Raw genomic sequence first — 10,431 nt, 5'->3', positions numbered from 1 at the left:
GCCGATGGCGGTGTCTGACACCTCACTTGTTCTTACGAATCTGGCGGTGTCAGACACCCGACTCGGAATTCGATGGCCAGACACCTGGCTTGGTCTTACGAAACCGACGGTGCCAGACGGTATCTGAACCAGATGCCGCCACACGCGAAGCGTCATCGCTACGACGCAAGACGACGCGTAAGCCCCCAAAGGCCGCCCGCGCGGCCGGCCGGGGGCGGGCACCGCAAGACGCTTCTCTTCCACCCCGCGGATGGCAAGAACCTAAAGAACCCGACTCGCCCCAACGCCCCGGAAGATTAAGCAACTCGAGCCCGGTGTGGCGTGGGCCTGGGGTGGGCGGGGCGTTTAGATGCGCCCGACGGAAACCGTAGGGAGCCGAAGGCGGACGAGGTTGAGGACGGGGCAGTCCGGAGCGAAGGCTCCGGACCGCAATCGGAGCCCCGCCCACCCCAGGCCCACGACGCGCCGGGCGTCTAAAGAACCCGATCCGCCGCAAGCCGCAAGCCGCAAGCCACACCGGCAAATCACTGCCGGTGATAAACCTCACTTCCTTTCTTCACAAACTCCACCGACTTCTCCTGCATCCCCTTCGCCAGCGCCTCTTTCTCGCCAACGCCTTGAGCCGCCGCATAATCCCGCACGTCCTGCGTGATCTTCATGCTGCAGAAATGCGGCCCGCACATCGAGCAGAAGTGCGCCACCTTCATCGAATCCTTCGGCAGCGTTTCGTCGTGGAATTCCTTCGCCGTATCCGGATCCAGCCCCAGGTTGAACTGATCATCCCAACGGAACTCGAACCGCGCCTTCGATAGCGCGTTGTCGCGGATCGCAGCCCCCGGATGCCCCTTCGCAAGATCAGCCGCATGCGCCGCGATCTTGTACGTGATGATGCCGTCCTTCACGTCCTTCTTGTTCGGCAGTCCCAGGTGTTCCTTCGGCGTCACATAGCAAAGCATCGCCGTGCCGTACCACCCGATCAGTGCCGCACCGATACCCGACGTGATGTGGTCATAGCCAGGCGCGATGTCCGTCGTCAGCGGACCCAGCGTATAGAACGGCGCCTCGTGGCAGTGTTCCAGCTGCAGGTCCATGTTCTCCTTGATCATCTGCATCGGCACATGACCCGGCCCTTCGATCATCACCTGCACATCGTGCTTCCAGGCCACCTGCGTCAGCTCGCCCAGCGTCTTCAGTTCGGCGAACTGCGCCTCGTCGTTCGCGTCATAGCCCGAGCCCGGCCGCAGGCCGTCGCCCAGCGAGAAGCTCACGTCGTACGCCTTCATGATCTCGCAGATCTCTTCAAAGCGTTCGTACAGGAAGCTCTCCTTGTGATGCGCCAGGCACCACTTCGCCATGATCGAGCCGCCGCGCGACACGATGCCCGTCATCCGGTCTGCCGTCATCGGAATGAACGGCAGGCGCACGCCCGCATGGATCGTGAAATAGTCCACGCCTTGCTCCGCCTGCTCGATCAGCGTGTCGCGGAAGATCTCCCAGGTCAGGTCCTCGGCCTTGCCGTCCACCTTCTCCAGCGCCTGGTAGATCGGCACCGTGCCGATCGGCACCGGCGAATTGCGGATGATCCACTCGCGGGTTTCGTGGATGTGCTTGCCCGTGGACAGATCCATCACCGTGTCGCCGCCCCAGCGGATCGCCCACGTCATCTTCTCCACTTCCTCGCCGATCCCCGAGCTGACCGCGGAATTGCCGATGTTCGCGTTGATCTTCACCAGGAAATTGCGGCCGATTGCCATCGGTTCCACTTCCGGGTGATTGATGTTGGCCGGGATGATCGCCCGGCCGCGTGCCACTTCCGCACGCACGAATTCCGGCGTGATCGCGGCCGGAATCGAGGCGCCGAATGATTGGCCCGGATGCTGGCGCAGCAGGCGCTTGACCATCTTCTCGCCGTCGGGACCGCTGTCGCGCAGCGTCTGCAGGTAGTGCTCGCGGCGCAGGCTTTCGCGGATCGCCACGTATTCCATTTCCGGCGTGATAATGCCGCGGCGCGCGTAGTGCATCTGCGACACGTTCGCGCCTGGCTTTGCGCGGCGCGGCGGGCGCTGCAGGTCAAAGCGCATCGCCGTCAGCTTGGGATCGGTCAGACGCGACTTGCCGTAATCGCTGGTGGGACCGGACAGCAGCTCCGTATCGCCGCGCTCCTCGATCCAGGCGCGGCGTAGTTCCGGCAGGCCGCGGCGGATATCGATCTTGGCCTCGGGGTCCGTGTAGGGGCCGCTACAGTCGTACACCGTCAGCGGCGGGTTCTTCTCGCCGCCGAACATCGTCGGCGTGTCGTCCTGTTCGATTTCCCGGAAGGGTACGCGGATGTCGGGGCGCGAGCCCACTTCATACACGCGGCGGGATTTGGGCAGCGGTGCGACGGCCGCCGCGTCGACTTCGGCGGTAGCGGCCAGGAATTTGGGATTGGCGTTCATGGAAAGCTCCAAGCGAGTGGTTGGAGCCGATCGGGATGGACTCCCATCCAGGCGTGCGAAGACGCGCGGCGGGAATACGCTCCCAGCATCGGCATTATCCGTACTGGTACGAAGGGACTCTCTCAACACGTCGCCGCCCTGAAGCGGGACGAGTACCCCTGCGTGAACGCGAAGTATAGAGCCAAGCGGACTCGGCGCCTTCATCAATCTGTTGGGAATGCCGCAAGCCGCGTAAATAGGGCTTTTCAAGCAGGCTGGTATTACTGCTTTACATTTGGATTCAGTCTAGGCAGACACCGTCATGCAGGTTCGGTACACTTTTTTCCACCCGCCGCGTGTACAGTCTTAGAGTCTTACCGTTCGGCATCAGCCCACTTAAGAAGGAATCGAGCATGCAACTGAACCTACGCACTTTGGCGCCCGCCCTCGTTGTCGTGACATTGGCGCTAGCGGGTTGCAAGACCGCCCCGACTAAGACGTCCGACGCCGCGACCACGCCTCAAGCGGGCCAGCAAGCCGCCACGCCCGCGACCGCCGCGCGCGTGGATTTCTATCTCGCCAAGCGCGAACCCGGCGCCGGCCTGCGTGAAGTCAGCCTCCCGGACGGCAAGCTCTATCTGCAGGAAACGCCCGTCCTCACGCGCGCCGACCTGACCGATGCCGCCGCACTGGTGGACCGCCAAGGCCAAAACTTTGTGGGCCTGCGTTTCTCTGAAGCCGGCACGCGCAAGCTCACCACCGTCAGCACCGCCAACGTCGGCAGCGTCCTGGCTCTGGTGATCGATCAGGAACTGGTTGCCGCGCCGCTGATCGGCGAACCGCTCAACCGCGGCGTGCTGGCATTCGGCGTGCCGTCGGCTCAAGCCGCTTCCGAGATCGCCGCCCGCATCCGTGGCGACGCCGCTCCCGCGGCAGGTGGCACGGCCCCCGCGCCGGCGCCCGCCGCCAAGCCCTGATTCAGGGCGCGCAAAAAAACCGGCTCATGTAGCCGGTTTTTTTTGCGCCGCGCTTTTGTCCGGAAGGGGCGGCGCTTGCATCGCGCGCGTCCAGCAAGAGCGGGATGAATGGTTCCGCGTGAACGACCGCCCGCCTGTATCGCAATCAGCCGATCTTGCGGCCGCGCGGCTTGATGCCGCGGCGAAGCAATGTGGTTTCGATGAAGGTCTGGGTCAACGCTTCGAGCATTGCCCGTTCGTCAGCCGTCAGCGACTCGAATTGCGACGGCGAAATGTTGGGATAGGGCCAAGGCGCCTGCGGGCGGGGCCGGCCGCCAGGGCGCGGCGCGGCGTCGGACACGCCTGATACTGGCAAGGTATTGCTCAGGTCGTAGGCTTCCAGGGGAAGTTCCATGGGACCCTTGCCGGTCTCCAGCCATTCGACTTCGATCTTCAACACCTGCGCCAGCTTGCGCGCGGATCGGCTCGAATGCCGCAGACCACTTTCGTAGCTGCCGATAGCACTTTGGGAGATGCGCACCAAACGGGCGAGCGCCTTCTGCGTGTGGCCACGAAGAAGACGCGCATGCTTCAGTCGGTCTGAGAATGTTTTCACAGGGCGATTGAAGCTTGCAGGTCTGTCACGTTGGTGGATATAAGTAACACTAGGGTGATAACTTCTGAGGCGGTCGCATGTGGGAGCGGGGCAGCGTGTTCATCGTGCCATCTGAGAATGTGGCGGGGTGGCGTCTTGCCGCCGTGCTGCGCCAGTTTCAATGGGAGACCCGCGTCTTCGCATCGGTGGACGCGCTGCAGGAACACCTGCCTGACCAGGCGCCGGATCTGCTGGCGCTGCAGGGCCCGCGCGCCGGCATTGCCGACCTCGTCGGCCATTTGCGCCACGCCGCGCCCGGTGCCCGGGTGGTGTGGCAGGACGGCAGCGCCACCGCGGCCGAGCGCGCGGCGGCGCTGGACGCGGGCGTCGACGCTTGTGTGCCGGCCGGCATGGAGCCCCTGGAATGGGATGCGCTCTTGCGCAGCTTGTACCGGCGTTCGCGATGCGGACCGGGCGCGTGGCGCGTCGTTGCGCCGGGGCGGGTGCTGGTGGGCCCTGCGGGGCAACGCCTGCCGCTCACGCTGCGCGAGCGCGCCGTGTTGATGCGGTTGTTCAATGCGCCAGGCTACTGCGTGCATCGCGAAAACTTCTTTCCGGCGGAAACGCGCGACCCCCTGGACGGCGCGCGGCGCGTGGATGTCGTCGTGTCGCGGCTGCGCAGCAAGGCGCGCCGGTTCAATATCGAACTTCCGCTATTGGCGGTGCGGGGTTGGGGGTACATCCTGCTGCCCGAAGGCGCGGGCAGGGCGCCTTCGGTGGCGGACGGCGTCTGACTTACAGCACCACCAGGTTGTCCCGGTGCATGAGCTCGGGTTCGGTCATGCTGCCCAGAATGCGCGCGATCTGCGACGACGGCTGGCGCAGGATGCGGCGCGTGTCGGCAGACGAATAATTGATCAGGCCGCGGGCGCATTCCACGCCCTTGCTGTCCACGCAGGCCACGACGTCGCCGCGGCCGAACTCGCCGTCGACGTCGGTCACGCCGATGGGCAAGAGGCTCTTGCCTTCGCGCAGCAACGCTTGCACGGCGCCGTCGTCCAGCACGACGCGGCCGCGCAGCCGCAGGTGATCGGCCAGCCATTGCTTGCGCGCCGACCACACCGGCAGCACGGCCTGCAGTTCGCTGCCGATGCACTCGCCCTGGGCCAGTCGCGTCAGCACGTTGCGTTCGCGGCCCGAGGCGATGACGGTGTGCGCGCCGCTGTGCGCCGCGCGCTTGGCGGCCAGCACCTTGGTCAGCATGCCGCCGGTGCCGATGCCGCTGCCCGCGCCACCCGCCATGGCTTCCAGCGCGGGTTCGCCGGCCTGGGCGTGCGAAATGAATTTGGCTTGGGGATTCTTGCGCGGATCCGAGTCGTACAGGCCGCGTTGGTCGGTCAGGATGACCAGCGTGTCGGCTTCGATCAGGTTGGTGACCAGCGCGCCCAGCGTGTCGTTGTCGCCCAGGCGGATTTCATCGGTCACGACCGTGTCGTTTTCGTTCACGATGGGCACGACGCCCAGACGCAGCAGCGCAAACAGGGTGCTGCGCGCGTTCAGATAGCGGTGACGGTCGGCCAGGTCTTCGTGGGTCAGCAGGATCTGCGCGGTGCGCAGGCCGTGTTCCGCGAAGGCGGCCTCGTAGGCCTGGCACAGTCCCATCTGGCCCACGGCCGCCGCGGCTTGCAGCTCGTGCATGACGGACGGGCGCTTGCGCCAGCCCAGGCGCGCCATGCCTTCGGCGATGGCGCCGCTGGACACCAGCACGATCTGCTTGCCCTGCTTGTGCAGGGCGGCGATCTGCGCGGCCCAGTGCGCGACCGCGGCGCGGTCCAGGCCTCGGCCTTCGTTGGTGACCAGCGATGAGCCGACTTTGGCGACGATGCGCTGGGCGTGGGTGACGACGGAAACGGCGGGTGATTCAGCAGACATGATGGCGGCCGGCTGCGGCGAAAAAAAGCGTAATCGAAAGGACTGCGATTATGGCTTATTCGTTACCGCCGCGCGGCGCCGCCGGCTTGTCCGCGTCGGTGCGCGTGTCGTCAAAGCGCGGGTCCGGCGCCACGTAGGTGCCTTCGGCCTGATCCTGCGCAAGCTGTTCCTTTTCGCGTTCGGCGTCCAGGTAGTCCTGCAGCGCGTAGATCAGGTCTTGCGTGCCCTCGCCCGACAGGCCCGAGATGCCGAATACCGGACCCGTCCAGCCGTAGAGTTCCAGGAAGCGGCGCTTGGTGTCCTCGGGGTCCGGCACCATGTCCAGCTTGTTCAGGATCAGCCAGCGGGGCTTGGCGGCCAGTTCGGCGTCATAGCGGCGCAATTCTTCGACGATGGCGCGGGCGTCCGCGACGGCCTGCTCGACCGGATCGGCGTCCGGGTCCGGCGTGGACACGTCCACCAGGTGCAGCAGCACGCGGGTGCGCGCCAGATGGCGCAGGAACAGGTGGCCAAGGCCGGCGCCTTCGGAGGCGCCTTCGATCAGACCCGGAATGTCGGCCACGACGAAGCTGCGCGACGGCGACGTGCGCACCACGCCCAGATTGGGATGCAGCGTGGTGAACGGATAGTCGGCGATCTTCGGCTTGGCGTTGGAAATGCGGGTGATCAGCGTCGACTTGCCCGCGTTGGGCAGGCCCAGCAGACCCACGTCGGCCAGCACTTTCAGTTCCATGCGCAGGTAGCGGTGCTCGCCTTCCTTGCCCGGCGTCCACTGCTTGGGGGCGCGGTTCACGCTGGATTTGAAATGGATGTTGCCCATGCCGCCCTGGCCGCCGGCTGCCAGCACGACTTTCTGTTCGTGCTTGTTCAGGTCGAACAGGACTTCGCCGGTGTCGGCGTCATGGATGATCGTGCCCACCGGCACGCGCAGGGTGATGTCCGGGGCGGCAGCGCCGTATTGATCCGAGCCGCGGCCGTTTTCGCCGTTCTTGGCGCGGTGAAGGCGCGCGTAGCGGAAGTCGATCAGCGTGTTGATGTTGCGATCGGCCACCGCATAGATGGTGCCGCCGCGGCCACCGTCGCCGCCGTCGGGACCGCCACGGGGAATGAATTTTTCGCGGCGAAAGCTCGCCACGCCATTGCCGCCTTTACCGGCGACCACTTCAATGGTGGCTTCGTCTACGAATTTCATGGTGTCTGCGCGTGTAGTGGGTGAGGGCGGGCGTCCGTACAGGGAGCCGCCGGGAGGCAATCGAGAGCTTACTCGCCAATTGCCTTCAAACAAAAAAGCCCTGCCGCACGCGACAGGGCTTTTGCCGTTCGGGAAACGCGGCGGACCGCGTTCCAGATCGTATGCAACCGCGGACGTGAGGTCCGCGGGCTTGCCAACCGATTACTCGGCAGCGACGATCGAAACGGTCTGCTTGTTCAATGCGCCCTTGAAGCCGAATTGAACCTTGCCGTCGACCAGCGCGAACAGGGTGTGGTCCTTGCCCATGCCGACGTTCACGCCAGCGTGGAAGCGAGTACCGCGCTGACGCACGATGATCGAACCAGCGGGAATGAGTTCGCCGCCGAATGCCTTGACGCCCAGACGCTTCGATTCTGAGTCGCGTCCGTTCCGCGTAGAGCCGCCGCCCTTTTTCTGTGCCATGTTTAGCTCCTGCTAAGTGGTACCGAGTCGCTTCTTAAGCCGTGATGGCTTCGATGCGGATTTCGGTGTAGTTCTGACGGTGGCCCTGACGCTTCTGATAGTGCTTGCGACGGCGCATCTTGAAGATCTTGACCTTGTCGTGGCGGCCTTGCGCAAGAACCGTTGCCTTGACCACGGCGCCGGAGACGAGGGGCGTGCCAACTTTCAGTTGGTCGCCTTCGCCCACGGACAGCACTTGGTCCAGGGTGATTTCTTGCCCAATGTCAGCCGGTATCTGTTCTATCTTGAGTTTTTCGCCAGCGGCAACGCGATACTGCTTGCCACCGGTTTTTACGACCGCGTACATGGGGTGTTCCTTAAATAGGTAAATGGGTTCGTTCGTGCGGCCTGCCCTGCTGGGCTAGGGTGCCTTGCTGAACCGTCCTTGCCAAATGCCCGAAGATTCAGGGCTGACCAGGGCGTCAGGTGGCATACACGAACAACCGACGTAATTCGGCCATTGCTGACCGAATCCGAGATATTAGCCTGGGACTTTTGGAAAGTCAAAAAGCTGTTGCAGGCTAAGGGCTTAGGTGTGGCGTGAAGGCTTCAGACAGCCGGGATCACGCGCAGCGCTATGTCGCGCGCCACCCGGCGGATGCCGTCCATGGCCGCTTGCCGGTGGGCGTCGTCCAGCCGGTCGGTCGGGATGGACGTGCTGACCGCGACCCGCTTGCCCAGCGGCGTCACGCCGACAAAGGCCGCAAAGCATACGAGGCCGGTGGCGACTTCCTCCCGGTCCTGGGCCAGCCCCTCCCGGCGCGCCTCTTCAAGCTCTCGGTGCAGGTGCGCGGCGTCCGAGATCGTGCGGTCGGTGACGCGGGGCAGGGTCTTCGGCAGCCGGACGGCCAGTTCTTCGGGCGTCAGGCTGGCAAGCAGCGCCTTGCCCAGCGCGCAGGCGTGTGCGGGCAGCCGCAAGCCCAGGTCCGACACCAGGCGCACGGGCCGGCGCGCATCTTCCCGCGCCAGGTACACCACGTCAAAGCCATCCAGCGCCGCCAGTTGCACGACCTCGTTGCAGCGGTCCACGAAGGCGGCGGCGGAATGGTGAAACGCCGCTTGCAGACCATCGTGCCGCAGGTAGGCGGCGCCCAGCGCCATCAATTCCAGTCCGATGATGTAGCCGCCGTCCTGGCGTTCGACCCATCGGCGTTGCTCCAGGCAGTCGAGCAGCAGGTACAGCGTGCTCTTGGGCATCTCGCAGGCCCGCGCGAGTTCGGCGGCCTTGACCGGCGTGGGGCGGCCCGACAGCACGCGCAGGATGTCGTGGGTGCGGCGGATGGCGGGGACGTCGTAATCGGCAGCCATGATTCCAATAGGTTGGACGTAAAAGCAATATGTTGGACATGATATATGAAGTCTCCTAGACTGGTTCGCCATGCCGATGGGTGTGCCGCGTTGCGGGGATGCCCATGCCGCATGGATTGCGCGTGTCGGGCTGCCATGCCGGCCGGCCACTCATGCGACCGTGCCACCGACGCCCGGGCGGTAATCCGGCGCAAAACAATCACGCGCCCGCCACCCGGACGGGCATCACGCGAGGAGACACCATGAACGACAACACCCTGCTGCCCGCCGACCTGCCCGACGCCCTGTTGGTGGGCCGCGTCTGGCGCCCCGATCCTGCCGGCGGACCGAGCGTGGTCGTTGTCCGTGCGGGCGAGGTGATCGATATCACCGCCACGGCGCCGACCGTATCCGACCTGCTGGACCATCCCGACCGCCTGGCCGTGGCGCGCGAGGCCAAGGGCGAATCCCTGGGCGACGCGCGCGCCCTCATGGCGGCCACGCTGCAAGGCGCCGACGGCCCGCGCCTGCTGGCGCCGTGCGATCTGCAGCCCGTGAAGGCAGCGGGCGTCACCTTTGCCATCAGTCTGCTGGAACGCCTGATCGAGGAAGAGGCGGGCGGCGACGCCGGCCGCGCGGAAGAAATCCGCGTGCGGATGCAGGCGCTGATCGGCTCGGATCTGTCCCGACTGCGCCCGGGATCGCCCGAAGCCATCCGCCTGAAAGCCGAAATGATCGAGCGCGGCCAGTGGTCGCAGTATCTGGAAGTGGGCATCGGCCCCGACGCTGAAGTCTTTTCCAAGACACCGCCCATGGCCTCGGTGGGATTCGGCGCGCGGATCGGCGTGCTGCCGGAATCGCAGTGGAACAACCCCGAGCCGGAGATCGTGCTGGCGGTCGACAGCCGGGGCGAAGTGGTGGGCGCCACCTTGGGCAACGACGTGAACCTGCGCGACATCGAAGGCCGCAGCGCGCTGCTCCTGACCAAGGCCAAGGACAACAACGGGTCCTGCGCCATCGGTCCGTTCATCCGGCTGTTCGATGGCGGCTTTACGCTGGACAGCGTGCGCGATGCCGACGTCTCGCTGCACATCGAAGGCGCCGACGGGTTCGAGCTGGACGGCGTCAGCCACATGCGCGAAATCAGCCGCGATCCGCTGGACCTGGTGCGCCAGACTTTTGGTGCGCACCATCAGTATCCCGACGGCTTCATGCTATTCCTGGGCACCATGTTTTCGCCGTCCAAGGACCGCAAGGGCCCTGGCACCGGCTTCACCCACGTGACCGGCGACCGGGTCGTCATCGCCTCGGAGCGCCTGGGCGCGCTGGTCAATGAAGTGCAACTGGCCACCGAAATCCCGCCCTGGACGTTTGGCGTGCGCGCGCTTTACGCCAACCTGGCCGCGCGGGGGCTGCTGCCGTACGGGCGCTGAGCCCGCCGCTGGATCCGACCCGGGGCAGGGCCCGCGGCGCCGGGCCTTGCCGCTTGCGGCATGCGCGCCCGGAATTCCCGCGCACTCCCCGTATAATCCACGGTCGAATCCCCCGCCG

10 protein-coding genes are annotated in these 10,431 nt (G+C 65.5%); 3 read left to right on the top strand and 7 right to left on the bottom strand.

From position 1 onward, the window contains the following. Nucleotides 1–524 precede the first annotated feature (524 nt). Nucleotides 525–2,438, bottom strand: a complete 1,914-nt coding sequence (gene thiC, locus AC6CIE_RS25425) for a phosphomethylpyrimidine synthase ThiC (RefSeq protein WP_498094518.1) — start codon at nucleotides 2,436–2,438, stop codon at nucleotides 525–527. 392 nt (nucleotides 2,439–2,830) lie between these two features. Between thiC and AC6CIE_RS25420 the strand changes: the two genes are divergently transcribed. Continuing rightward, nucleotides 2,831–3,394, top strand: a complete 564-nt coding sequence (locus AC6CIE_RS25420; protein ID WP_175139481.1) for a SecDF P1 head subdomain-containing protein — start codon at nucleotides 2,831–2,833, stop codon at nucleotides 3,392–3,394. 145 nt (nucleotides 3,395–3,539) lie between these two features. Here the strand turns inward: AC6CIE_RS25420 and AC6CIE_RS25415 are convergent, their stop codons facing one another. After that, the gene (locus tag AC6CIE_RS25415) at nucleotides 3,540–3,968 is read right to left on the bottom strand and encodes a helix-turn-helix transcriptional regulator (protein WP_246283023.1); all 429 of its coding nucleotides are present in this window, start codon (nucleotides 3,966–3,968) and stop codon (nucleotides 3,540–3,542) included. A gap of 125 nt (nucleotides 3,969–4,093) precedes the next feature. Here AC6CIE_RS25415 and AC6CIE_RS25410 point away from each other — a divergent pair, with 125 nt between their 5' ends. Next, nucleotides 4,094–4,762: a winged helix-turn-helix domain-containing protein gene (locus AC6CIE_RS25410; protein WP_498094516.1), complete on the top strand. Its 669-nt coding sequence runs from the start codon at nucleotides 4,094–4,096 to the stop codon at nucleotides 4,760–4,762. A 1-nt stretch (nucleotide 4,763) separates the two neighbouring features. On the opposite strand, the gene proB is transcribed toward AC6CIE_RS25410, so the two are convergent. From proB to AC6CIE_RS25385, 5 genes are all read right to left on the bottom strand, one after another. Beyond that, nucleotides 4,764–5,900 (bottom strand): glutamate 5-kinase, encoded by a 1,137-nt coding sequence (gene proB / locus AC6CIE_RS25405; protein ID WP_218342626.1) that lies wholly within the window; start codon nucleotides 5,898–5,900, stop codon nucleotides 4,764–4,766. A 55-nt stretch (nucleotides 5,901–5,955) separates the two neighbouring features. After that, nucleotides 5,956–7,092 carry a GTPase ObgE gene (obgE, locus tag AC6CIE_RS25400; protein ID WP_175122093.1) on the bottom strand — a complete coding sequence of 379 codons (1,137 nt, stop codon included), beginning with the start codon at nucleotides 7,090–7,092 and terminating at the stop codon, nucleotides 5,956–5,958. A 201-nt stretch (nucleotides 7,093–7,293) separates the two neighbouring features. Continuing rightward, a complete protein-coding gene (gene rpmA, locus AC6CIE_RS25395) occupies nucleotides 7,294–7,554 on the bottom strand; it encodes a 50S ribosomal protein L27 (protein ID WP_006389959.1) in 261 nt (86 codons plus the stop codon). 34 nt (nucleotides 7,555–7,588) lie between these two features. Continuing rightward, complete coding sequence (gene rplU, locus AC6CIE_RS25390) at nucleotides 7,589–7,900, bottom strand: 50S ribosomal protein L21 (protein ID WP_006216228.1); 312 nt, start codon at nucleotides 7,898–7,900, stop codon at nucleotides 7,589–7,591. A gap of 242 nt (nucleotides 7,901–8,142) precedes the next feature. Next, complete coding sequence (locus tag AC6CIE_RS25385; protein ID WP_367353391.1) at nucleotides 8,143–8,901, bottom strand: IclR family transcriptional regulator; 759 nt, start codon at nucleotides 8,899–8,901, stop codon at nucleotides 8,143–8,145. A gap of 242 nt (nucleotides 8,902–9,143) precedes the next feature. Between AC6CIE_RS25385 and AC6CIE_RS25380 the strand changes: the two genes are divergently transcribed. Further along, a complete protein-coding gene (locus AC6CIE_RS25380; protein WP_498094514.1) occupies nucleotides 9,144–10,313 on the top strand; it encodes a fumarylacetoacetate hydrolase family protein in 1,170 nt (389 codons plus the stop codon). The last annotated feature ends 118 nt before the right edge of the window (nucleotides 10,314–10,431 follow it).

The organism is Achromobacter sp. GQ309 (genome assembly GCF_059759315.1).
Note: the sequence above shows the minus strand (reverse complement) of the source record. Positions and strands in the feature narration are given on the sequence as shown.

What these genes read in the sequence shown, in the direction of transcription:
- AC6CIE_RS25420 (WP_175139481.1), top strand. Translation starts at nt 2,831, where the DNA reads ATGCAACTGAACCTACGCACTTTGGCGCCCGCCCTCGTTGTCGTGACA.
- proB (WP_218342626.1), bottom strand. Translation starts at nt 5,900, where the DNA reads ATGTCTGCTGAATCACCCGCCGTTTCCGTCGTCACCCACGCCCAGCGC.
- AC6CIE_RS25380 (WP_498094514.1), top strand. Translation starts at nt 9,144, where the DNA reads ATGAACGACAACACCCTGCTGCCCGCCGACCTGCCCGACGCCCTGTTG.
- thiC (WP_498094518.1), bottom strand. Translation starts at nt 2,438, where the DNA reads ATGAACGCCAATCCCAAATTCCTGGCCGCTACCGCCGAAGTCGACGCG.
- AC6CIE_RS25385 (WP_367353391.1), bottom strand. Translation starts at nt 8,901, where the DNA reads ATGGCTGCCGATTACGACGTCCCCGCCATCCGCCGCACCCACGACATC.
- rplU (WP_006216228.1), bottom strand. Translation starts at nt 7,900, where the DNA reads ATGTACGCGGTCGTAAAAACCGGTGGCAAGCAGTATCGCGTTGCCGCT.
- rpmA (WP_006389959.1), bottom strand. Translation starts at nt 7,554, where the DNA reads ATGGCACAGAAAAAGGGCGGCGGCTCTACGCGGAACGGACGCGACTCA.
- obgE (WP_175122093.1), bottom strand. Translation starts at nt 7,092, where the DNA reads ATGAAATTCGTAGACGAAGCCACCATTGAAGTGGTCGCCGGTAAAGGC.